The sequence below is a fragment of the Streptomyces omiyaensis genome (genome assembly GCF_014650895.1).
Taxonomy (GTDB): domain Bacteria; phylum Actinomycetota; class Actinomycetes; order Streptomycetales; family Streptomycetaceae; genus Streptomyces; species Streptomyces omiyaensis.
In genome coordinates this window covers 16193-37047 of sequence record NZ_BMVV01000037.1, presented here as the reverse complement: position 1 = coordinate 37047, position 20855 = coordinate 16193, and the positions used below count along the sequence as shown (strand labels likewise).

Annotated in this window: 21 protein-coding genes and 1 other RNA gene; 12 read left to right on the top strand and 10 right to left on the bottom strand. The window is 75.8% G+C overall.

The genetic code is table 11. The annotated features are described in order from the left end of the window. Positions 1 to 98: 98 nt before the first annotated feature. Genes IE287_RS34960 through IE287_RS34945 form a run of 4 tightly spaced genes read left to right on the top strand, consistent with a single transcriptional unit; the run spans position 99 to position 3899 of the window. The gene (locus tag IE287_RS34960) at positions 99 to 917 is read left to right on the top strand and encodes a Nif3-like dinuclear metal center hexameric protein (RefSeq protein WP_189853426.1); all 819 of its coding nucleotides are present in this window, start codon (positions 99 to 101) and stop codon (positions 915 to 917) included. Beyond that, positions 914 to 1657 (top strand): zinc ribbon domain-containing protein, encoded by a 744-nt coding sequence (locus IE287_RS34955; RefSeq protein ID WP_189853443.1) that lies wholly within the window; start codon positions 914 to 916, stop codon positions 1655 to 1657. The genes IE287_RS34960 and IE287_RS34955 overlap by 4 nt, the downstream gene beginning before the upstream one ends. After that, complete coding sequence (locus IE287_RS34950; protein WP_189853418.1) at positions 1657 to 3045, top strand: bifunctional RNase H/acid phosphatase; 1389 nt, start codon at positions 1657 to 1659, stop codon at positions 3043 to 3045. Before IE287_RS34955 ends, IE287_RS34950 begins: the two co-directional genes overlap by 1 nt. A 50-nt stretch (positions 3046 to 3095) precedes the next feature. Beyond that, complete coding sequence (locus tag IE287_RS34945) at positions 3096 to 3899, top strand: GNAT family N-acetyltransferase (protein ID WP_189853416.1); 804 nt, start codon at positions 3096 to 3098, stop codon at positions 3897 to 3899. On the opposite strand, the gene eda is transcribed toward IE287_RS34945, so the two are convergent. After that, the gene (eda, locus tag IE287_RS34940) at positions 3883 to 4560 is read right to left on the bottom strand and encodes a bifunctional 4-hydroxy-2-oxoglutarate aldolase/2-dehydro-3-deoxy-phosphogluconate aldolase (RefSeq protein ID WP_189853414.1); all 678 of its coding nucleotides are present in this window, start codon (positions 4558 to 4560) and stop codon (positions 3883 to 3885) included. The two genes, IE287_RS34945 and eda, sit on opposite strands and share 17 nt — an antisense overlap. A gap of 63 nt (positions 4561 to 4623) precedes the next feature. Next, positions 4624 to 5391 carry a peroxide stress protein YaaA gene (yaaA, locus tag IE287_RS34935; RefSeq protein WP_189853413.1) on the bottom strand — a complete coding sequence of 256 codons (768 nt, stop codon included), beginning with the start codon at positions 5389 to 5391 and terminating at the stop codon, positions 4624 to 4626. 96 nt (positions 5392 to 5487) lie between these two features. On the opposite strand from yaaA, the gene IE287_RS34930 reads away from it, so the two are divergent. Continuing rightward, positions 5488 to 6936: an RNB domain-containing ribonuclease gene (locus tag IE287_RS34930; RefSeq protein ID WP_189853411.1), complete on the top strand. Its 1449-nt coding sequence runs from the start codon at positions 5488 to 5490 to the stop codon at positions 6934 to 6936. Here the strand turns inward: IE287_RS34930 and IE287_RS34925 are convergent. After that, entirely contained in the window at positions 6881 to 7738 is an 858-nt protein-coding gene (locus IE287_RS34925; RefSeq protein ID WP_229883942.1) for a hypothetical protein, read from the bottom strand. The genes IE287_RS34930 and IE287_RS34925 overlap by 56 nt on opposite strands. Beyond that, entirely contained in the window at positions 7725 to 8492 is a 768-nt protein-coding gene (locus IE287_RS34920; protein ID WP_189853407.1) for a MerR family transcriptional regulator, read from the bottom strand. Before IE287_RS34920 ends, IE287_RS34925 begins: the two co-directional genes overlap by 14 nt. 86 nt (positions 8493 to 8578) lie before the next feature. Between IE287_RS34920 and rnpB the strand changes: the two genes are divergently transcribed. Then, an RNA gene (rnpB, locus tag IE287_RS34915) (RNase P RNA component class A) lies at positions 8579 to 8977 on the top strand. A 333-nt stretch (positions 8978 to 9310) separates the two neighbouring features. On the opposite strand, the gene IE287_RS34910 is transcribed toward rnpB, so the two are convergent. Further along, entirely contained in the window at positions 9311 to 9745 is a 435-nt protein-coding gene (locus tag IE287_RS34910; RefSeq protein ID WP_189853405.1) for a ricin-type beta-trefoil lectin domain protein, read from the bottom strand. 157 nt (positions 9746 to 9902) lie between these two features. On the opposite strand from IE287_RS34910, the gene IE287_RS34905 reads away from it, so the two are divergent. Next, positions 9903 to 10235 carry a nuclear transport factor 2-like protein gene (locus IE287_RS34905; RefSeq protein ID WP_189853403.1) on the top strand — a complete coding sequence of 111 codons (333 nt, stop codon included), beginning with the start codon at positions 9903 to 9905 and terminating at the stop codon, positions 10233 to 10235. Between the two features lie 125 nt (positions 10236 to 10360). Here the strand turns inward: IE287_RS34905 and IE287_RS34900 are convergent, their stop codons facing one another. Continuing rightward, positions 10361 to 11104 carry an SDR family oxidoreductase gene (locus IE287_RS34900; RefSeq protein WP_229883941.1) on the bottom strand — a complete coding sequence of 248 codons (744 nt, stop codon included), beginning with the start codon at positions 11102 to 11104 and terminating at the stop codon, positions 10361 to 10363. Positions 11105 to 11271: 167 nt separating this feature from the next. On the opposite strand from IE287_RS34900, the gene IE287_RS34895 reads away from it, so the two are divergent. Beyond that, positions 11272 to 12903, top strand: coding sequence for an alkaline phosphatase D family protein (locus tag IE287_RS34895; RefSeq protein ID WP_189853400.1), 1632 nt, complete (start codon positions 11272 to 11274; stop codon positions 12901 to 12903). Here the strand turns inward: IE287_RS34895 and IE287_RS34890 are convergent. After that, complete coding sequence (locus tag IE287_RS34890; protein ID WP_229883940.1) at positions 12890 to 13894, bottom strand: Gfo/Idh/MocA family protein; 1005 nt, start codon at positions 13892 to 13894, stop codon at positions 12890 to 12892. The genes IE287_RS34895 and IE287_RS34890 overlap by 14 nt on opposite strands. 78 nt (positions 13895 to 13972) lie before the next feature. On the opposite strand from IE287_RS34890, the gene IE287_RS34885 reads away from it, so the two are divergent. Both IE287_RS34885 and IE287_RS34880 read left to right on the top strand, forming a co-directional pair. Further along, positions 13973 to 15247, top strand: coding sequence for a Bcr/CflA family multidrug efflux MFS transporter (locus tag IE287_RS34885; RefSeq protein WP_189853442.1), 1275 nt, complete (start codon positions 13973 to 13975; stop codon positions 15245 to 15247). Between the two features lie 73 nt (positions 15248 to 15320). Beyond that, positions 15321 to 16307, top strand: coding sequence for a small ribosomal subunit Rsm22 family protein (locus tag IE287_RS34880; protein WP_189853396.1), 987 nt, complete (start codon positions 15321 to 15323; stop codon positions 16305 to 16307). Here the strand turns inward: IE287_RS34880 and ddaH are convergent. After that, positions 16304 to 17134 (bottom strand): dimethylargininase, encoded by an 831-nt coding sequence (gene ddaH, locus IE287_RS34875; protein ID WP_373307968.1) that lies wholly within the window; start codon positions 17132 to 17134, stop codon positions 16304 to 16306. The genes IE287_RS34880 and ddaH overlap by 4 nt on opposite strands. Before the next feature lie 179 nt (positions 17135 to 17313). Here ddaH and IE287_RS34870 point away from each other — a divergent pair, with 179 nt between their 5' ends. Together IE287_RS34870 and IE287_RS34865 are read left to right on the top strand one after the other, a co-directional pair. Then, positions 17314 to 17937, top strand: coding sequence for a TetR/AcrR family transcriptional regulator (locus IE287_RS34870; protein ID WP_189853394.1), 624 nt, complete (start codon positions 17314 to 17316; stop codon positions 17935 to 17937). A 111-nt stretch (positions 17938 to 18048) separates the two neighbouring features. Beyond that, on the top strand, positions 18049 to 18828 hold the full coding sequence (locus IE287_RS34865; protein ID WP_189853393.1) for a bifunctional DNA primase/polymerase: 780 nt from the start codon (positions 18049 to 18051) through the stop codon (positions 18826 to 18828). A 141-nt stretch (positions 18829 to 18969) separates the two neighbouring features. Here IE287_RS34865 and IE287_RS34860 read toward each other — a convergent pair whose 3' ends face one another. Together IE287_RS34860 and efeU are read right to left on the bottom strand one after the other, a co-directional pair. Further along, positions 18970 to 20007: an SCO2278 family lipoprotein gene (locus tag IE287_RS34860; RefSeq protein WP_189853391.1), complete on the bottom strand. Its 1038-nt coding sequence runs from the start codon at positions 20005 to 20007 to the stop codon at positions 18970 to 18972. Then, positions 19967 to 20845 (bottom strand): iron uptake transporter permease EfeU, encoded by an 879-nt coding sequence (gene efeU, locus IE287_RS34855; RefSeq protein ID WP_189853389.1) that lies wholly within the window; start codon positions 20843 to 20845, stop codon positions 19967 to 19969. The genes IE287_RS34860 and efeU overlap by 41 nt, the downstream gene beginning before the upstream one ends. Between the last annotated feature and the right edge of the window lie 10 nt (positions 20846 to 20855).

Below are 20855 nucleotides of genomic sequence, written 5' to 3'. Positions count from 1 at the left end.
GACGGCCCGCGCGCCGGCCCGGTGGGGAAGGAGGGCCCGGGACCGGGGCCGCCCCGGCCCAGGGCGGCGGGGCACGCAGGGCAGGTAGCCTTTCCTCCGTGCCCCGCCTGTCTGAAGTCATCGCCGAGCTCGACGCCCTCTGGCCCCCCGAGCGGGCCGAGGCGTGGGACGCCGTCGGCACCGTCTGCGGCGACCCCGACGCGGAGGTCCGCCGCGTCCTCTTCGCCGTCGACCCCGTCCAGGAGATCGCCGACGAGGCCGTCTCCCTCGGCGCCGACCTGATCGTCACCCACCACCCGCTCTACCTGCGCGGGACGACGACGGTCGCGGCCGGCCACTTCAAGGGCCGCGTCGTGCACACCCTGATCAAGCAGGACATCGCCCTGCACGTCGCGCACACCAACGCCGACACCGCCGACCCCGGCGTCTCCGACGCCCTCGCCGGCGCCCTCGGCCTGCGCGTCACCGGCCCGCTCGTCCCCGAGAACAATCTCGGCCGCGTCTGCGAGCTCGACCACCCGGAGACCCTCGCCGAGTTCGCCGCCCGCGCCGCGAAGCGCCTGCCCGCGACCGCGCAGGGCATCCGGGTCGCCGGCGACCCGGACACGACCGTCCGCCGCGTCGCCGTCAGCGGCGGCTCCGGCGACAGCCTCTTCGACGCCGTGCGCGCCGCCGGGGTGGACGCCTTCCTCACCGCGGACCTGCGCCACCACCCCGTCTCCGAGGCCACCCAGCGCTCCCCGCTCGGCCTCGTCGACGCCGCCCACTGGGCCACCGAATGGCCCTGGTGCGAGCTGGCCGCCGCCCAGCTCGACGAGATCTCCGACCGTCACGGCTGGGACCTCCGGGTCCACGTCTCGAAGACGGTCACCGACCCCTGGTCCTCCCACCACACCTCTCCTGGAGCCCCCAACTGAACGCCGCGCCCGCCGACCAGATCCGCCTCCTCGACGTCCAGGCCCTGGACGTCCGCCTCCAGCAGCTCGCCCACAAGCGCAAGGCGCTGCCCGAGCACGCGGAGATCGAGGCGCTGACCAAGGACCTCACCCAGCTGCGCGACCTGCTCGTCGCCGCGCAGACCGAGGAGAGCGACTGCGCACGCGAGCAGACCAAGGCCGAGCAGGACGTCGACCAGGTCCGCCAGCGGGCCGCCCGCGACCAGCAGCGGCTCGACTCCGGCGCCGTCTCCTCCCCGAAGGACCTGGAGAACCTCCAGCGCGAGATCACCTCGCTCGCCAAGCGCCAGGGCGACCTGGAGGAGATCGTCCTGGAGGTGATGGAGCGCCGCGAGTCCGCCCAGGAGCGCGTCTCCGAGCTGACCGAGCGCACCGCCGCCGTCCAGGCCAAGGTCGACGACGCCACCGGCCGCCGCGACACGGCCCAGGCCGGTCTCGACGAGGAGTCCGCCACCGTCGTCAAGGAGCGCGAGGTCGTCGCCGGCACCGTCCCGGCCGACCTCCTCAAGCTGTACGACAAGCTCCGCGAGCAGCAGGGCGGCGTCGGCGCGGCCCGCCTCTACCAGCGCAAGTGCGAGGGCTGCCACATCGAGCTCAACATCACCGAGCTCAACGAGGTGCGCGCCGCCGCCAAGGACACGGTCGTGCGCTGCGAGAACTGCCGCCGCATCCTCGTCCGCACGGCGGAGTCCGGCCTGTAATGCGCGAGCTCGTGGTCGAGGCGGACGGCGGTTCCCGGGGCAACCCCGGGCCCGCCGGCTACGGGGCCGTCGTCCTCGACCCGGCCACGGGCGAGACGCTCGCGGAGGCCGCCGAGTACATCGGCGTCGCCACCAACAACGTCGCCGAGTACAAGGGCCTCATCGCGGGCCTCCGCGCCGCCCTGGACCTGGCGCCCGACGCCGCGGTCCGGGTCAGGATGGACTCCAAGCTCGTCGTCGAGCAGATGTCGGGCCGCTGGAAGATCAAGCACCCCGACATGAAGCCGCTGGCGGCGGAGGCGGCCCGCGCCTTCCCGCGCGACCGGGTCACCTACGAGTGGATCCCCCGCGAGCGCAACAAGCACGCCGACCGGCTGGCCAACGAGGCGATGGACGCGGGCCGGCGCGGCGAGCAGTGGAGCCCCCGGGACAGGGACGCGGCCCGCGCCGCGGCGACCCCGCCCCCGTCGGGCCCGCCCGGCGACGCGGCGGCGGGCGCCGCCCGTGCCCGCGCGGCCCTGTCGGCGGCCGCCGCCGCCGCGACCCCGTCCGCCGCGGGCCGTGCCGACGCGGCCGCGGCCGTCGCCGTCCCGGCCGTGGACGGGCGTCCCGCGGGGCGGCACGGGCGGGCGCAGCCCCCGGTGCCGGACACCGCTCCCCGGGACCCGTCCGCCGCCGAGCCCGCCCCGGCCGCCGCGCAGGCAGCCGTTCCGGCCGCCCCCCGGGCCTCCGCACCCGTGTCCGCCGCCCCGCCGGACATGGCCGCGCCCGCCACCTTCGTGCTGCTGCGGCACGGGGAGACGGCGCTCACCCCGGAGAAGCGGTTCTCCGGGAGCGGGGGCAGCGACCCCGAGCTGTCCGAGGCCGGACGCCGGCAGGCGGCCGCCGTCGCCGAGGCGCTCGCCGCGCGCGGCACGATCCAGCACGTCGTCAGCTCGCCGCTCGTCCGCTGCCGCCGGACCGCCGAGACCGTCGCCGCCCGCCTCGGGCTCGACGTCGTCGTCGAACCGGCCCTGCGCGAGACCGACTTCGGCGCCTGGGAGGGCCTCACCTTCGGCGAGGTCCGCGAGCGCCACCCCGAGGACCTCGACGCCTGGCTCGCGTCGGCGAAGGCGGCCCCCACCGGCGGCGGCGAGAGCTTCGCCGCCGTGGCCCGCCGGGTCGCCGCCGCCCGGGACCGGCTGGCCGCCGCCCACGCGGGCCGCACGGTCCTCCTGGTCAGCCACGTCACGCCCATCAAGACCCTGGTCCGGCTGGCGCTCGGCGCCCCGCCGGAGTCCCTGTTCAAGATGGAGCTGTCCGCCGCCTCGCTCTCCGCCGTCGCCTACTACGCCGACGGCAACGCCTCCGTGCGCCTCCTCAACGACACCTCGCACCTGCGGCGCTGACTCCGGGAACCCGGTGGCGGACACCGCCGCGCCTGGACCACCATCCCGGTATGAGCTGGCACTTCACCTCCGACCCGGAGGCCTTCCGCGCCGCCGCCGGCGCGCACCTCGCCGCCGAACCGGCCCGCAACACCGCCGTCCTGACGCTGATGGACGAGGCGGAGCGGCTCGGCTGGTGGACCGCACCGGACGGGACCGTCACCGGGGTCCTCGCCGAGTCCCCGGCCGGCCTGGTGTCCCTGGGCGCGATGCCCCGCGAGGCGGCCCGGGCGCTGGTCCTGCCCGACGGGGACGAGCCGCTGGAGGTGCGCGGCGAGACCGCGGCGGTGGAGGCCCACCTCGACGCCACCGGCCGCACCGCGACCCCGCTCGCACGGATGCGGCTCTTCCGGCTCGGCGAGCTCGTCCCGCCCGACCCGGCCCCGGCGGGCCGCTCCCGGCCCGCGACCGAGGCGGACCTGCCGCTGCTCGGCGCCTGGACCACGGCCTTCGTCCGCGCCATCGGGGAGGAACCCGCCGCCGACTACACCGGCTTCCTCTCCGAGCGCGTCGCCGGGGGCCGGCTCCACCTCTGGGAGGCGCCCGGCGGAGCCCCGGTGTCGATGGCCGCCGTCTCCCGCACGATCGGGGGCCAGGCCCGCGTCCACCTCGTCTACACCCCGCCCGCCGAGCGCGGCCGGGGATACGCCGCCGGGGTCACCGCCGCCGTCAGCCGGGCCGCCCTCGGCTCCGGGGCCCCGCAGGTCCTCCTCTTCACCGACCTCGCCAACCCCACCAGCAACGCCCTCTACCGGCGCCTCGGCTACCGCCCGGTGACCGACCACCTCGGCGTCCGGCTCACGCCCCGGACGTAGACCCTCCGGCCGCCGCCGGGGCGCCCGCCGTCCGCAGCCCCGCCGCTTCCCGCGCCAGCGCCTCCACCCGGGCCCAGTCGCGGGCGGCGAGGGCGTCCGGCGGGAGCATCCAGGTGCCGCCGACGCAGGCGACGTTGGGGAGGGCCAGGTAGGCGGGGGCGGAGGCGGCCGAGACGCCGCCGGTCGGGCAGAAGCGGGCCTGCGGCAGCGGGCCCGCCAGGGACTTCAGGTACGGGACGCCGCCGGCGGCCTCGGCGGGGAAGAACTTCAGCTCCGTCACGCCCTCGTCGAGCAGCGCGAGCACCTCGGAGGCGGTCGAGACGCCCGGCAGGAAGGGCACCCCCGACTCCCGCAGCGCCCCCAGCAGCCGCCGCGAGCACCCCGGGCTCACCAGGAACCGCGCCCCGGCCCGTACCGCGTCCGCCGCGCCGGCCGCCGAGACCACCGTCCCCGCGCCGACCACCGCCTCCGGCACCTCGGCCGCGACGGCCCGCACCGCGTCGAGCGCGGCCGGGGTGCGCAGCGTGAACTCGATCAGCGGCAGCCCGCCGGCCACCAGGGCCCGGGCCAGCGGCACGGCGTCGGCGGCGTCCTCGATCACCACGACCGGGACGACGGGGGCGTGCGGGGCGAGCGCGAAGAGACCGGGGGTGCGGGGCATGACCTCATCCTGCCCAGCGCCACCAGTCCACGCAACGCGCGTTGCGCATGATGCAACGCGGGGTCAGTGGATCTCGTCCACCAGCACGTCCAGCGCCCCCGCCCTCGCACCCGTCTCCACCACGTACCCGAGGTCGCCCAGCACCTCCACCAGCTCGGCCGGCGTGCCCGGGGCCGCGCCCGACTCCAGCAGGCTCCGCACGATCCGGCCCTTGGTCGCCTTGTTGAAGTGGCTGACCACCTTCCGGGTCGGCGCGTGCAGCACCCGGACCGTCGCGGTCCGCGCCGCCACCTCTCCCTTCGGCTTCCACGCCGACGCGTACGCCGACGAGCGCAGGTCCAGGACGAGGCCGTCCCCGGCCGCCTCCGGCAGCACCGAGGCCATCGCGCCCCGCCAGTGCGCCCCCAGCGCGCCGAGCCCCGGCAGCTTCACCCCCATCGAGCAGCGGTACGACGGGATCCGGTCCGTCACCCGCACCGCGCCCCACAGCCCGGAGAAGACGAGCAGCGAGGCACCCGCCCGCTTCCCCGCGGCCGCGTCCAGCGTGGCCAGGCCCAGCGCGTCGTAGAGGACACCGGTGTAGATCTCCCCGGCCGGGCGGGCGCCGGCCGTGCGCAGCCCGACGTTCTTCGCGACCTCGCCGCGCAGCCCCTCGCTCAGGCCCAGCGCCTCGCGCGCCTTCTCCTCGTCGGCGGCGCACAGCTCGACCAGCTCGTCCAGGACGGCCGCCCGCGCCTCCGCGAGCCCCGGCAGCGACAGCGACTCCGGCTTGAGCGGCGTCCCGGACCCGGAGGGCGCCTTGCCTTCGGAGGGCGGCAGCAGCACGAGCACGGTGGTTCTCCTTCGTACGTACGGGGCCGGGGATGCGGCCCCGGCATGCCAGCGTACGAGGTGCCGGGCACCGCCCCCCGCCCTACGCTCGGTTCCATGCCCCGCCGCCACCTCCACGTGACCGGCGCAGCCGAGGCTCCGCTGCGGGCCGCCCTGCGCGCACTCCGGACCGAACTCGCGGTGCCCGAGGGCTTCCCGCCCGCCGTGCTCGCCGAGGCCGAGGCCGCCGCGAAGAACCCGCGCCTCCCCTCCTACGACGCCACCGACCTGCCGTTCCTCACCGTCGACCCGCCCGCCTCCACCGACCTCGACCAGGCCCTGCACCTGGCCCGGCGGGCCGACGGCGGCTACCGCGTCCACTACGCCATCGCCGACGTCGCCGCCTTCGTCGCGCCCGGCGGGGCGCTCGACGCCGAGGCCCACCGGCGCGTCCTCACCCTCTACTTCCCCGACGGCAAGGTCCCGCTCCACCCGCCGGTCCTCTCCGAGGGCGCCGCGAGCCTGCTCCCCGGCGAGCCCCGGCCCGCCCTCCTCTGGCGGATCGACCTCGACGCCGAGGGCCGCCGCGTCGCCACCGACCTGCGCCGCGCCCTCGTCCGCAGCCGCGCCAAGCTCGACTACGCGGGCGTCCAGCGGCTCATCGACTCCGGCACCGCCGAGGAACCCCTCGCCCTCCTCCGCACCATCGGCCGGCTCCGCGAGGAGCGCGAGACCGAGCGCGGGGGGATCTCCCTCGCCGTGCCCGAACAGGAGATCGTCGAGCTCCCCGGCGGCCCCGCCTACACGCTCGCCTACCGGGCCCCGGTCCCCGCCGAGGGGTGGAACGCGCAGATCTCCCTCCTCACCGGCATGGCCGCCGCCGACCTCATGACCGCCGCCGGCACCGGCATCCTGCGCACCCTGCCGACCGCCCCCGACGGGGCGGTCGCCCGGCTGCGCCGCTCCGCCGAGGCGCTCGGCGTCGCCTGGCCGCACCACGTGTCCTACGCGCAGGTGGTCCGCGACGCCGACCCCACCGACCCGCGCCAGGCCGCCTTCCTCCAGGAGTGCACCACCCTGCTGCGCGGCGCCGGCTACAGCGTCTTCACCGACGGCCGGCTCCCCGACCCCGCTGTGCACGCGGCCGTCGCCGACGAGTACACCCACTGCACCGCCCCGCTGCGCCGGCTCGTCGACCGCTACGCCTCCGAGCTGTGCGTGGCGGCGGTCGCCGGGAACGAGCCGCCCGAGTGGGTGCGGGCCGCCCTGCCGGCGCTCCCCGACGAGATGGCCGCCGGCTCGCGCCGCGCCAACACCGTGGAGCGGGAGAGCGTCGACATCGTGGAGGCGGCGCTGCTCGGCGGCCGGGTCGGGGAGCTCTTCGACGCGTACGTGATCGACGTCAAGGAGCGGGAGCCGACCGTCGGCACCGTCCACCTCGACGACCCGGCGGTCGTCGCCCGGGTCGAGGGCGGCACCGCCCCGCTGCCGCTGGGGGAGTGGCTGCGGGTCAGGCTGTCGGAAGCGGACCCCGGTCGGGCGAAGGTGCTGTTCGCGCCCGCGTGACGGCCCCGCGCACCGCCTCGTACAGCGCCTTCGGGTCGTCCGCGTGGAGCCGGACGGTCGTCACCCGCCGGACCGATCCGAGCAGCCCGACGACGTCCACCGGCGCGTCCAGCTCCAGGGTGACGGAGGTCTGCGAGCCGACGTCGAGGTTCAGCTCGCCGTCCTTCTTCTCGTGGGTGAAACGGTTCTCGCGCCGGACGGACGCGATCCGCTCCAGCGGCACGTCCACGTCGACGTGGGCGGCCTGCCGCACCCGGAGCCGGTCCCCGGACAGCACGTGCGGGCGGGTGGCGGAGGCCGCGTGCAGCCCGAGGACGAAGAGGACGGTGTAGACGTCGAGGACGAGGACGACCGCGTGGACCACCGGCCAGTCGGCCAGCAGCCACGACATGCCGGCCGTCTCGACCAGACAGACGAAGGCGAAGCCGTACATGAGGGCGGCCTGGTCCCGCGCGTGCGGGAACACACCTTCGGCGCCCGCCGTCCCGTGCCGCCGCCGCGCCGTCCACCGCCCGAGGCTCGCCATCAGCGCCAGCTCGTGCCCGATCAGCCGCAGCACCGGCTCCGGCACGAGCTCCGCCAGCGCCCGGCGCCGGGAGAGCCCCCGCCGCCGCAGCCGCACCCACACGACCGCCTCGGCGGCGAGCAGCGCGACCACCACCAGCTCCGCGCCGAGCAGCACGGACCCCGGCACCCGCACCCCGCCGAGCAGCAGCGCGAACAGCACCAGCTCGGCCGGGAGCACCGCGTAGGCGACCCCGCGCAGCACCCGCAGCACGGGCCCCCGCTCACTCCCCGCCACGACGACCACCCTCCCCGGACCGCTCCGACACCAGGGCCAGCGCCCGGCGGACGGCGGCCGCCTGGGCGGGGGCGAGCTCCGCGAAGAACACGTCGGCGAGTCCGCCGGCCCCCTCCGCGGGCGGCTCGAAGGAGCCGATCCCGTCCGGCAGCGCCCCGGCGAGCGCCGCCGCCGCCCCCTCGACCCGCGGATCGTCCGCCGGGGCGTCGGCCAGCGCGTCGAGGAGGCCGTACACGTCCCCCGCGCTCCCGGCGACCTCGTGCATCAGCCCCATCAGCCGGGCGCGCTCCTCCTCGGGCACGACGGTGTCGAGCAGCGCGAGGATCTCCCGGTCCTTCACCGCCATCGGCGAGTCCGGCAGCTCGCCGACCCCGGCGAGCAGCGCGGCCAGCTCCGGCGAGACCGGCCCCTCGGCGGTGAGCCGTCCGGCGCGCGCCTCGCCGAGCAGCCCGGCCAGCCGCGCCCGCCGCCCGCGGATCACCGCCTCCTGGCGGGCGAGGTCCGCGTCCAGTTCCTCCAGCACGTCCACCAGCTCCCGCCCCTCGTCGTCCGCGAGCACGTCCCGCACCTCGTCGAGCCCGAGCCCCAGCTCGGTCAGCCGCCGCACCCGGGCGAGCAGCACGGCGTCCCGGATGCCGTACTCCCGGTACCCGTTGGCCAGCCGCGCGGGCTCGGGCAGCAGCCCCAGATGGTGGTAGTGCCGCACCGCGCGGGGGGTGACCCCGACGAGCGCGGCGATCTCGCCGATACGCATGTCCTCAGTAGAAACCCTGACGTCGCGGCAAGGTCAAGCGGTCGAGGGCCGCCCTCCCCTGCAGGTAGCATGGGCGGCACGGCAGACGAGCCGGGCGGGCGGCCGCGTGGGGGTCTTCGGATCCTCCCGAGGAACGTCCGGGCTCCACAGAGCAGGGTGGTGGCTAACGGCCACCCGGGGTGACCCGCGGGACAGTGCCACAGAGAACAGACCGCCGGGGGCCTCGGCCCACGGTAAGGGTGAAACGGTGGTGTAAGAGACCACCAGCGCCTGAGGTGACTCAGGCGGCTAGGTAAACCCCACCCGGAGCAAGGTCAAGAGGGGACACCCCGGTGTCCCTGCGCGAATGATCGAGGGCTGCTCGCCCGAGTTCGCGGGTAGACCGCACGAGGCCGGCGGCGACGCCGGCCCTAGATGGATGGCCGTCACCCCGACGACCGCGAGGTCCCGGGGTACAGAACCCGGCGTACAGCCCGACTCGTCTGCCCCTCAGGGCCCCCACGGGGGCCCTTTCCTGTCGGTCGGGGGGCGCGGACTCCCGGCCGGGCCACCGGCGGACGCCGGTCAGGCGGGATCCACCAGGCCGTCCAGCATCTTCTCCAGAGGTCGTTGTCCGCGTGGAAGCCGGCGATCGACGCGGCGATGTTCTCCTGTCGGTCCATGCCCCGCCAGGAGAGGGGTGGCCCGCTTCGCGGGCGAGTCGGGCGAGGAAAGAGGGCAGGTCGCGGCGGGGCGGTGACCGCCCCTCCGCGCGGCCCGACGACCCGTCCGCCCCCCGGGGCTCCTTCGCCGGGCCGTTCTCGCGGGGGCGGGGCCGCTCAGACCAGCACCTCCACCGTCCAGTGCGGCTCGCGGTCGTCCGTGCGGACGACGACCGGCTTCGGGTCCGGGGAGCGGTCCTCGAAGAGGTCGCGGCCGAGGGCGAGGCCGTTGTGGGTGAGGACGTACGTGCCGGTGGTGAGGCCGGCGAGGGAGCGGACGGGCTCGGCGCCGTCGGGCGTGACGCGGTGGAGGCGCCAGACCGAGGCGGGGGAGGCGTCGGGGCGGACCAGGGCCGGGGCGCGGTCGGTGCCCGGAGCGGTGACGGAGTCCTCGGTGCCCTTGACGGTGAGGCGGAAGCCGCCGTCCGCCGCGCCGACCGCCCACTCGGCGGTGTGCCGCCCGTCGTCCGGGAAGGCGGCGAGCCGTCCCTCGTGGACCCCGACCGGGGCCCCCTTCGCGTACAGCCTGACGATCCGGTCGTGCTCCGACATCGTTCCTCCAGCGGGGCGGGGGCCTGGTCCCCCGATACTGCCCGGGGCGGCCGCCGGGGCGCCGGAGGCTGCCGGGGGCCGGTGCGGGGCTCGCCCGACTGGCCCATCCCGGGCGCCGGAGCGGGCCGCCGGGCCGCCCGGCGGGTACGGCTGGTCCATGACCATTCCTGTGGACCGGCTCACCGAGCCCGCCGTGCGCGCCTTCGTCGCCGCCCTGAACGCCAACGACCGGGAGGCCTTCGCCGGGGCGCTCGCGCCCGGCGCGACCATGTCCGACGACGGATCGGAGCGGGACCTGCGGGAGTGGACCGAGAGGGAGGTGTTCTCCTCCCGGGGGCGGATGGCGGTGGAGAGCGAGGACGAGGGCGGGGTCGCCCTCGTCGCCACCTACACGAACGACACCTGGGGGTCGATGCGGACCGCCTGGCGGTTCACCGTCGAGGGCGGGAAGGTGGCCCGCTTCGAGACCGGGCAGGCGCCCGCCTCGTAGCCCGTGGCCCGTGGCCCGTGGCCCGTGGCCCGTGGCCCGTGGCCGTGGCCCGTGGCCGTGGCCCGTGGCCGTGGCCCGTAGCCCCGGGGCCCTGCCGCCGGGGTCCGCCCCGAGCTCCTCCTCCGTCAGCCCCGGCCGATGTAGGGCATCGCCGTGGCCATGACCGTGGCGAACTGCACGTTCGCCTCCAGGGGGAGGGCCGCCATGTGGACCACCGTCGCGGCCACGTCCGCCGCGTCCATGACCGGCTCCGCCGCCAGCCGGCCGTCGGCCTGGAGGATGCCGGTCTGCATGCGGGCCGTCATCTCGGTCGCCGCGTTGCCGATGTCGATCTGGCCGCAGGCGATCCGGTGGGGGCGGCCGTCCAGCGAGAGCGACCTGGTCAGGCCGGTCATGGCGTGCTTGGTGGCGGTGTACGCGATCGAGTGCGGGCGCGGCACGTGGGCGGAGATCGAGCCGTTGTTGATGATGCGGCCGCCCTGCGGGGACTGCTCCTTCATGGCCCGGAAGGCGGCCTGCGCGCAGAGGAAGGCGCCCGTCAGGTTGACGTCGACGACCGTGCGCCAGGTGTCGTAGGACAGCTCCTCGACGGGGGTGCCGCCGCCCGCGAACGTCCCCGCGTTGTTGAAGAGCAGGTCGACGCGGCCGAAGCGGTCCCGCACCGCGTCGAAGAGGGCCGCCACCGCCTCCGGTGACGTCACGTCCGTCGGGACGCGGAGGACGCGGTCGTCCGCCAGGCCCCCGGCCGTCTCCTCCAGGGGCGCGAGCCGCCGCCCCGCGAGCGCCACCGACCAGCCCGCCTCCGCGAGGGCCCGTGCCACGCTCCGGCCGATGCCCGAACCCGCTCCCGTCACCACAGCGACGCCCATGCCGAACCCACCTTCCAGCTTCGTGTCGCCCCCGGCCGGGCAGCGTACGCCAGACGCGTGCCCCATGAACTCATCCGTCCGACACGTGGATGACCTGTCCCCGACAATGCGATGTCGCTCCGGCCCCCTCGAATACCGACGGACACCAACCGTCAGGGGAGGGGCACATGACACCCGCACCGCAGTACGGCGAGGAACTCCGCGCCGCCGCACGCCACTTCGGCCGCCGCCGGTTCCTCACCGTCACCGGCGCCGCCGCCGCGCTGGCCTTCGCCACCCAGCTGCCCGCCGCCGGCACGGCCGCCGCCGCGGAGCTGGACGGCCGCCGCATCACCGAGGACCCCTTCACCCTCGGCGTCGCCTCCGGCGACCCGCACCCCGGCTCCGTCCTGCTGTGGACCCGGCTGGCCCCCCGCCCCTTCGAGCCCGGCGGCGGCCTGCCCGCCGAGCGGGTGTCCGTCCACTGGGAGCTCGCCCGCGACGAGCGCTTCACCCGGCCCGTGCGGCGCGGACGCGCCACCGCGCACCCGGAGTTCGGCCACGCCGTGCACGTGGAGGTGGAACACCTGGAGTCGGGACGGGAGTTCTTCTACCGGTTCCGGGCGGGGGAGTGGACCAGCCCGACCGGGCGGACCCGCACCGCGCCCGCGCCCTGGGCCCGGCCGGCGGGGCTGCGGCTCGGCGCCGTCTCCTGCCAGGCCTACCACGACGGGTACTTCACGGCCTACCGGCACCTCGCCGACGAGGACCTCGACGTCGTGTTCCACCTCGGCGACTACCTCTACGAGTACGCCGTCAACGCCACCGGCGGCGCCCGCGCCCACACCGACCGCACCCTCCCGGCCGTCTTCGACCGCGAGACGCTCACCCTGGAGGACTACCGGCTCCGGTACGGCCTCTACAAGTCGGACCCCGACCTGCGGGCCGCGCACGCCGCGCACCCCTTCGTCGTCACCTGGGACGACCACGAGACCGAGAACAACTACGCGGGCGGCACCCCCGAGAACGGCGTCCCGCCGGAGGAGTTCCTGCTCCGCCGCGCCGCCGCCTACCGCGCCTACTGGGAGCACCAGCCGCTGCGCCGCCCCCAGCTGCCGGAAGGTCCGGACATGCGGCTGTACCGGCGGCTGCGGTTCGGCCGGCTGGCCCAGTTCGACATCCTCGACACCCGCCAGTACCGCTCCGACCAGGCCTACGGCGACGGCTGGCAGGTCCCGGGCCCGCTCTCCGAGGACCCGGCCCGCACGATGACCGGCGCCGCCCAGGAGCGCTGGCTCCTCGACGGCTGGCGCACCTCCGGAGCCCGCTGGAACGTCCTGCCCCAGCAGGTCGTGTTCGCCGAGCGCCGCGACCGCCCCACCGCCGACTTCAAGCTCTCCATGGACTCCTGGGACGGTTACCCGGCCTCGCGGCGGCGGATCCTCGCGGGCGCCGAGTCCGCCGGGGTGGAGAACCTGATGGTGCTCACCGGCGACGTGCACGTCGGCTACGGCTTCGACCTCAAGGCCGACTTCCGCGACCCGGACTCGCGGACCGTCGGCACCGAGATCGTCGCCACCTCGATCGCCAGCGGCAAGGACGGCGCCGACCGCCCGTCGAACTACGACAAGCTCCTCCAGGCCAACCCGCACCTGAGGTTCTTCAACGGGCGGCGCGGCTACGTCACCGTGGCCCTCGGCGAGGAGAGCGCCCGCGCCGACTTCCGCACGGTCCCGTACGTGACGAGGCCGGGCGCCCCGGTCACCACCGCCGGCTCCTTCGTGACGGAGGCGGGCGCCCCGGGGCTCACGCCCGCGTGAGCTCCGCCTCCTGCGGGTAGCGGACGCCGACGCGGTCCCGCACCGCGTCGAGCGTCCGCATCACCGCGAGCGTGCCGTCCAGCGGGACCAGCGGCGACTCGGTCTCCCCGGCCCGCAGGCAGCGCATGACCTCGGCGGCCTCGTGGCGCAGCGAGTGCGGGTCGTCGGCGTTGGCGAACTCCTCGGGCTCGGCGCCCTCCCGGTACAGCGTGAACCGCTCCGGGGAGAAGAAGCCGCGCGGCACCTCGATCCGGCCCTTCGTGCCGGTCACCGAGGCGGTCAGCGGGGTGTCCGCCTCCAGCGAGCAGGAGAGCAGCGCCGACGCGCCGGACTCCCAGCCCAGCAGCATGCCGGTGTTCAGGTCGACGCCCTCGGAGGAGATCCGCGCGTGGGCCTGCACCGAGTCCGGCTCGCCGAGCAGCAGCTGGGCGAACGCCACCGGGTAGACGCCCAGGTCGAGCAGGGCCCCGCCGCCGACCGCGGGGTCCCGCAGCCGGTGGCCGGGGGCGAAGGGGCCGGGGATCCCGAAGTCGGCCTGGACGGTCCGGACCTCGCCGACCGCCCCGTCCCGGACCAGCCCGGCCAGCGTCCGGATCAGCGGGTTGCAGTACATCCACATGGCCTCCATGAGGAAGAGGCCGCGGTCCCGGGCGAGGCCGACCAGCTCCCCGGCCTCCCGGGCGTTCAGCGTGAAGGCCTTCTCGCACAGGACCGGCTTGCCCGCCTCCAGGGCGAGCCCGGCGGCCCGGCGGTGGGCGTGGTGCGGCGTCGCCACGTACACCACGTCGACCTCGGGGTCGGCGAGGAGCCCGTCCCAGCCGCCGTACGCCCGGGCGATGCCGAGCCGGTCCGCGAAGGACCGCGCGGACGCCTCCGTGCGCGACGCCACGGCCACCACCTCGGCGCCGTCCAGCCCCGCCAGGTCCGTCGCGAACCGTTCGGCTATGCCGCCGGTCGCCAGAACGCCCCACCGCACCACGTCGTCGCTCATGCCGTGCCACCCCACAGGTATCGACCAGTCCGATCGAGCTGAGAGCATAGGCAAGGTTTCAACGAAATGGAGCAGTCGATGCCGGAGAGCGGCCAGAAAACAACACAAGGACACATAGCCGGGCCCTCTCCGGCGGCCCCCGCCTCCGCCGCGCAGCGGGCCGGGCTGCTCGTCACCCTCGTGCTGGGCGGCCTCACCGCCCTCCCGCCGCTGTCCATGGACATGTACCTGCCGGCGCTGCCGGAGGTCACCCGCTCGCTGACCGCCCCCGCCGCCACCGTCCAGCTCACCCTCACCGCCTGCCTCGCCGGCATGGCGCTCGGCCAGCTCGTCGTCGGCCCCATGAGCGACAAGTGGGGGCGCCGCCGGCCGCTCCTCGCCGGCATGGTCGTCTACGTCCTCGCCACCGCCGTCTGCGCCTTCGCCCCCAGTGCCGAGCTCCTCATCGCCTTCCGTCTCCTCCAGGGCCTCGCGGGCGCCGCCGGCATCGTCATCGCCCGCGCCGTCGTCCGCGACCTCTACGAGGGCGTCGAGATGGCCCGCTTCTTCTCCACCCTGATGCTGATCTCCGGCGTCGCCCCGATCATCGCGCCGCTCATCGGCGGCCAGATCCTGCGGATCACCGACTGGCGGGGCGTCTTCCACGTCCTCGCCGTCATCGGAGTCCTGCTCACCCTCGTCGTCCGGCGCTTCCTGCACGAGACCCTGCCCCCGGAGCGGCGCCAGAAAGGCGGTGTCGGGCAGGCCCTGAGGACCATGCGGGGACTGCTCGCCGACCGCGTCTTCACCGGCTACATGCTCGCCGGCGGCCTCGCCTTCGCCGCCCTCTTCGCCTACATCTCCGCCTCGCCCTTCGTCGTCCAGGAGATCTACGGCGCCTCCCCGCAGACCTTCAGCCTCCTCTTCGGGCTCAACTCCATCGGCCTCGTCGCCGTCGGCCAGGTCAACGGCAAACTGCTCGTCGGCCGGGTCAGCCTCGACAAGGCGCTCGGCTGGGGCCTCTCGGTCATCCTGCTCGCCTCGGTGGCGCTGCTCCTGATGACCTCCGGCGCCTTCGGCGAGGTGGGCCTCGTCCCGATCGCCGCCGGCCTCTTCGTCCTCATGTCCGCGATGGGCCTGGCGATGCCGAACACCAACGCGCAGGCGCTGATGCGCACCCCGCACGCCGCCGGCTCGGCCTCCGCGCTCCTCGGCACCTCCTCCTTCCTCATCGGGGCGGTCGCCTCCCCGCTGGTCGGCATCGCGGGCGAGCGGACCGCCGTCCCCATGGCCGTCGTCCAGCTCGTCTGCGCGGCCGCCGCCCTGGCCTGCTTCCTCCTCCTGTGCCGACCCTGGCGCGCCGCCACCCCCTGACCCTCCCCCCTGCGCGCCCGCGCGGAGCCCTCGCCCTGCCCGGGCAGGGCACGGCGCCGCCTAGACTGGATCGGTGAACGCCTCCGCCCCCTCCGCCGAGTCCCTGCGCGCCGCCCTGGCCGGGCTGCTGGACGGACTGCCGCCCACGCAGGCCGCGAAGGCGGTGGAGCGGCTGATCACGCACTACCGGGGGACGACGCCCACCGACGCGCCCGTCCTCCGCGACCGGTCCGACGTCGCCGCGTACGCCGCCTACCGGATGCCCGCCACCTTCGAGGCGGCCCGGGGCGCCCTGGACGCGCTGCGGGCCGCCGCCCCGGAGTGGGTGCCGGGCACCCACACCGACGTCGGCGGCGGGACCGGCGCCGCGAGCTGGGCCGTCGCCGAGGCCTGGGACGGGGCCGCGCCGCGCACCACCGTCCTCGACTGGGCCGAGCCCGCGCTCGGGCTCGGACGGGAGCTGGCCCGGGGCGTGCTGGACGCCGCGTGGCACCGCGAGCGCATCGGCACCGCGCTGCGCCTCGCCGACACCGACCTGGTCACCGTCTCGTACGTGCTCAAGGAGCTCACCGGGGCCGACCGGGCGGCGCTCGTCACCGAGGCGGCCCGCGCGGCGCGCGGGGCCGTCGTGATCGTGGAGCCGGGCACCCCGGACGGCTACGAGCGGATCATCGCCGCCCGCGCCCTGCTGGTCGACGCCGGCCTCACCGTCGCCGCGCCCTGCCCGCACAGCGGCGCCTGCCCCATCGAGCCCGGCACCGACTGGTGCCACTTCGCGGCGCGGGTCAGCCGCTCCTCGCTGCACCGGCGGGTGAAGGGCGGCTCGCTGCCGTACGAGGACGAGAAGTACGCGTACGTGGCCGCCACCAGGTTCCCGGTGACCCCGGCCCCCGCCCGCGTCGTCCGCAAGCCGCAGCTCCGCAAGGGCCTGGTCCTGCTCGACCTCTGCGCCCCGGAGGGCCTCGGCCGCGAGACCGTCACCAAGCGCCACGGGCCCCTCTACAAGCAGGCCCGTGACGCCGAGTGGGGCGACTCCTGGCCGCCGGAGGCGGACGTCTAGGGCCGCAGCTCCTGGGTGCAGCACTTCACGCTGCCGCCGCCCTTGAGCAGTTCGCCGAGGTCCATGCCGACCGGCTCGAAGCCGCGGGCCCGCAGGGGGTCGAGGAGGCCGGTCGCCGTCTGCGGGAGCAGGACGTGCCGGCCGTCGCTGACCGCGTTGAGGCCGAGCGCCGCCGCGTCCTCCTCGGTGGCCAGGAGGGCGCCGGGGAAGAGCCGGGCGAGGACGGCGCGGCTGCCGGGGGAGAAGGCGCCGGGGTAGTACATGATCTCGTCGCCCGCCTCGTCGAGGACGCACAGCGCCGTGTCGAGGTGGTAGTAGCGCGGATCCACCAGCTCCAGGCCGATCACCGGCCGGCCGAAGAACTCCTGGGCCTCGCCGTGGGAGAGCGGGCTGGAGCGGAAGCCGGTGCCCGCCAGGATCCAGGAGGCGGTCACGGCGAAGTCGCCCTCGCCCTCGTTGACGTGCTCCGGGATCCACAGGTCCTCCTCCGCCCAGCCGTTGCGGCGGAACCAGGCGAGGTGCGCGTCCGCCTCGGCGGTGCGCTCGGGGTGGGCGAACCGGGCGCCGAGCACCCGCCCGCCGACGACGGTCGCGCCGTTGGCCGCGAAGACCATGTCCGGGAGCGCCGGGTCGGGGTCGAGGAGTTCGACGGTGTGCCCGAGGGACAGGTAGCGGTCCCGCAGGTCCTCCCACTGGGCGAGGGCGAGCGGCAGGTCGACGGGCTTCGTCGGGTCCATCCAGGGGTTGATGGAGTACGTCACCGTGAAGTGCGCGGGTGGGCACATCAGGTAGCGGCGGGGCGAGGACTCGCGCGGAGTGGGGCGCAATCGGGCCTCCTCACGGACGGCGGCCCGCGGGGCGGGCCGTGGATCGGTGGAGCCATGGTCCGCTCTCGGAGCCCCGAGCGCAGTGGACCGTTCGGGTGGTTCGTCCTCCGCACACCTGGTCGACGCCCGGACGCCATCCGGCGAGACGTGGCGTCTCGTCCGGTGGTAGGTTGGGCGCCATGCCCGAGACCAAGGCCCCCGACGCCTCCCGCCGCAGCGAGCGCTCCCGCCGCGCCATCTTCGACGCCGCCCTCGCCCTCGTCTCCGAGACCGGCTACGCGAAGACCACCGTCGAGGGCATCGCCGCCCGCGCCGGCGTCGGCAAGCAGACCATCTACCGCTGGTGGCCGTCGAAGGCGGCCGTCCTCCTCGACGCCTTCCTCGACCTCGCCGCCCGCACCGCCGAGGAGGCCGGCGCGGCACAGGGGCAGACCGAGCTGCCCGACACCGGGGACCTCGCCGCCGACCTCCGGCTCGTCCTGCGCGCCACCGTCGACGAGCTCAACAACCCCCGGTACGACGCCCCCACCCGGGCCCTCGCCGCCGAGGGCTCCACCGACCCCGAGCTCGGCGCCCGCTTGACCGCCGCGCTGCTCGAACCCCAGCTCCAGGTCTTCGCCCGGCGCATCGAGGCCGCCCAGGCGGCCGGCCAGGCCGACCCGGCCGTCGACCCCCGGCTCGCCACCGAACTCCTCGTCGGCCCCCTCCACCACCGCTGGCTGCACCGCACCGGACCGCTCACCCACGCCTACGCCGACGCCCTCGTCGAGCACGCCCTGCGCGGCCTCACGCCCCGTCCGTGACGGGCGTGAGCGTCGTCACCGGCCCCGGTTCCCCACTCCGGTCACCCGGGGAGCAGGATGGTGGGACCATGGGCAGAGCCGAACGGGCGAGCATGAGCTGTGAGGGGATAGATGGGCGACGGCATCGGCCGCTACCGCGGCACGGAGGGCAAACTCGCACAGTGGCTGCGCAGGCGCCCGAAACGCACCGCGGCCGACGACGGGAACACCCGCGAGACGCTGCTCCTGGCCGTCGCCGCCGCCGGACTGCCCCTGGCCCCCGCCGCCCACCCCGTCGGCTACAGCTGTTCCTGTGAGCGGATCGGCTGTCCCACCCCCGGCCGCCACCCGGTCTCCTTCGCCTGGCAGACCCAGTCGACCACCGACCGCGCGCAGATCGAGCGCTGGGCGCGGAACGAGCCCGGGGCGAACTTCGTCACCGCCACCGGCATGGTCCACGACGTGCTCGACGTGCCGCTGGCCGCCGGCCGCGCCGCGCTGGACCGCCTCCTCGCCGAGGGCGTCGAGGTCGGACCCGTCGCCGAGTCCCCGGACAGCACCGGCGACGGCGGGCGGATGCTCTTCTTCACCGCCACCCGGGGCACCCCCGAGGACGAGGACGAGTGGTGGCCCTGCGAGCTGGACTGCCATCCCGAGACCATGGACGAGCATCCCGGCCTGCGCTGGCACTGCCGCGGCAGCTACGTCCTCGTCCCGCCCGCCCGGCTCCCCGGCGACGAGGACGACCACCCGGTCGTCGGCTGGGTCCGCGGCCCCGAGCACGCCCTGCCCGACCCGCTGAACCTCCTGGAGACCCTCACCGACGCCTGCGCCCGGCACGCCGCCGAGCGGGAGGCCGACGGGGACGACGAGCACGCCGCCCACGGCGTCGCCTGGCCCCTCACCCGCTGACCCGGCCCCGGGCGCCGCCCCGGTCCCGGCCCCCGACGCCGTCCGCCGCCCCGGAGCCGTGCGCCACGGGCCGCCGTCCCCGGAGGGCGTACGGAACGGGTCGTCCCCAAAGCCGTCCGACGGCGGCGGGCCCCGGGCCGCCTAGGAGCCCTCGACGGCCACCACGCCCTGGAGCCGGCCCGCGAACGCGACCGCGTCGCGCTCCGTGCCCGCCGGCTTCACCACGACGGCCTGGCTCGACACCCACTCCTTGGTGACCGTGTTCACGACCTCGCCCTTCATCAGGGCCTTCAGGTCCGGGCCCACCTTCGGCCGGTAGCCCTTCGCGGTCGTCTGCCGTTCGAAGTGGCGGCTCGCGAAGAAGATGAGCGCCCCGCCGTCCTCCGTCCGCAGCGCCAGCGGCGCGAAGTCGCCGGAGTCGGCGGCCCGGTCGATGAACTGCGTGGCCAGGCCGGGCCGCTGCGCGGTGCGGGCCCGCTTCTCGCGCCACTCGCTGGTGTGCGGTCCGGCGGCGAAGGGGCTCGCCCCGCCGTCCTTCAGATAGGCGGTGTACCGCCCGCTCAGCGCGCCCGGGGCGACGGCGAGCGCGTCCGTGCCGGCGGCGACCGCCACCGCGTCGCCCTGCTCCTCGGCGAACCGGGGCAGCCCGTCCCGGCCGGTGATCACCAGGTGGGCGGCCTTCCAGGTGTCGTCCGGGCCGTTGCGGACGAAGGCCACCAGCCAGCGGTTGTCCTTCCCGGCCGTGCCGTCGTCCCGGTTGGCGTCGGTGTCCGCGACGAACCAGCGCGGCCAGCCCGCCTTGCGGGGGACCAGGAAGCGGGCGTCGCGCAGCTCCAGCGGCCGGTGGTCCGGGTTGCCCCCCGGCTGGGTCACCGACCTCGACTTCAGGCCGGCCTGGTTGATCGCCCCCAGCGGGCCCGTCACCTGACGGGCGGCGAGCGCCGGGTCGTTGGCCTTGTCGGCCCGGTTGAAGGCGGTGACGAACCCCGTCAGCGCGGCCGCCGCCTCCTCCGCCGTCGCGCCCGGCACCACCGCGGTCCCGCCGTGGACGGTCACGCAGCCGCTCGCCGTCAGTGCCACGGCGGTCGCCGCGGCGACGGACGCCAGGGCCCGGGCGGGACGCCGTCCCGGCCGCTCCTCAGACCGCCGGGTCTGCCGCTCCAGCCTCAGCCTTCTCATCGGTCGCCTTCTGCTTCTCCACGCGCACGGACGGACCCGACCCTATCGGGGAGAGGAAGAGCGCGAGCGTCGGGACCAGATACAGCGCCCACACCGTGACCTGAAGGACCGTCGGATCGGGCTGGAAGTTGAGGACGCCCTTGAGGAGCGTGCCGTACCAGCTGTCCGGCGGGACGGCCGCCGAGACGTCGAAGGCCTTGTCGGCGAGGCCGCCGAGGAAGCGCGCCTCCTGGAGGTCGTGCACGCCGTACGCGAGGACGCCCGCCGCCACCACGACCAGCATCCCGCCGGTCCAGGTGAAGAACCTCGCCAGGTCGATCCGCACCGCGCCCCGGTAGAAGAGCCATCCCAGCAGCACCGCCGTCGCCAGGCCGAGCACCACGCCGGCCAGCGGCGCGTGGCTGCCGTCGGAGGAGGCCCGTACCGACGCCCACACGAACAGGGCGGTCTCCAGCCCTTCCCGGCCCACCGCCAGGAAGGCGGTGGCGACCAGCGCGCCGGTCCCCGTCGCCAGGGCCGCGTCCAGCTTGCCGTGCAGCTCCGCCCGCAGGTTCCGGGCGGTCCTGCGCATCCAGAAGACCATCCAGGTCACCAGGACCACGGCGAGGATCGACAGCGAGCCGCCGAGCAGCTCCTGCGCCTCGAAGGTCAGCTCCTGCGAGCCGAACTCCAGGCCGGCGCCGAAGGCGAGCGCGATGCCGACGGCCACGCCGATGCCCGTCCAGACCGGCCTCAGGGCGTCCCGGCGGCCGGTCTTGACCAGGTAGGCGATGAGGACGCAGACGACGAGGCTGGCCTCCAGGCCTTCGCGCAGGCCGATCAGATAGTTGCCGAACACGCCGGATACC

Bases quoted from the DNA above. Each gene is read 5' to 3' on its own strand.
- IE287_RS34950 (WP_189853418.1), top strand. From the start codon at position 1,657: ATGCGCGAGCTCGTGGTCGAGGCGGACGGCGGTTCCCGGGGCAACCCC.
- IE287_RS34945 (WP_189853416.1), top strand. From the start codon at position 3,096: ATGAGCTGGCACTTCACCTCCGACCCGGAGGCCTTCCGCGCCGCCGCC.
- eda (WP_189853414.1), bottom strand. From the start codon at position 4,560: ATGCCCCGCACCCCCGGTCTCTTCGCGCTCGCCCCGCACGCCCCCGTC.
- IE287_RS34930 (WP_189853411.1), top strand. From the start codon at position 5,488: ATGCCCCGCCGCCACCTCCACGTGACCGGCGCAGCCGAGGCTCCGCTG.
- IE287_RS34920 (WP_189853407.1), bottom strand. From the start codon at position 8,492: ATGCGTATCGGCGAGATCGCCGCGCTCGTCGGGGTCACCCCCCGCGCG.
- IE287_RS34910 (WP_189853405.1), bottom strand. From the start codon at position 9,745: ATGTCGGAGCACGACCGGATCGTCAGGCTGTACGCGAAGGGGGCCCCG.
- IE287_RS34905 (WP_189853403.1), top strand. From the start codon at position 9,903: ATGACCATTCCTGTGGACCGGCTCACCGAGCCCGCCGTGCGCGCCTTC.
- IE287_RS34900 (WP_229883941.1), bottom strand. From the start codon at position 11,104: ATGGGCGTCGCTGTGGTGACGGGAGCGGGTTCGGGCATCGGCCGGAGC.
- IE287_RS34895 (WP_189853400.1), top strand. From the start codon at position 11,272: ATGACACCCGCACCGCAGTACGGCGAGGAACTCCGCGCCGCCGCACGC.
- IE287_RS34890 (WP_229883940.1), bottom strand. From the start codon at position 13,894: ATGAGCGACGACGTGGTGCGGTGGGGCGTTCTGGCGACCGGCGGCATA.
- IE287_RS34885 (WP_189853442.1), top strand. From the start codon at position 13,973: ATGCCGGAGAGCGGCCAGAAAACAACACAAGGACACATAGCCGGGCCC.
- IE287_RS34870 (WP_189853394.1), top strand. From the start codon at position 17,314: ATGCCCGAGACCAAGGCCCCCGACGCCTCCCGCCGCAGCGAGCGCTCC.
- IE287_RS34865 (WP_189853393.1), top strand. From the start codon at position 18,049: ATGGGCGACGGCATCGGCCGCTACCGCGGCACGGAGGGCAAACTCGCA.
- IE287_RS34860 (WP_189853391.1), bottom strand. From the start codon at position 20,007: ATGAGAAGGCTGAGGCTGGAGCGGCAGACCCGGCGGTCTGAGGAGCGG.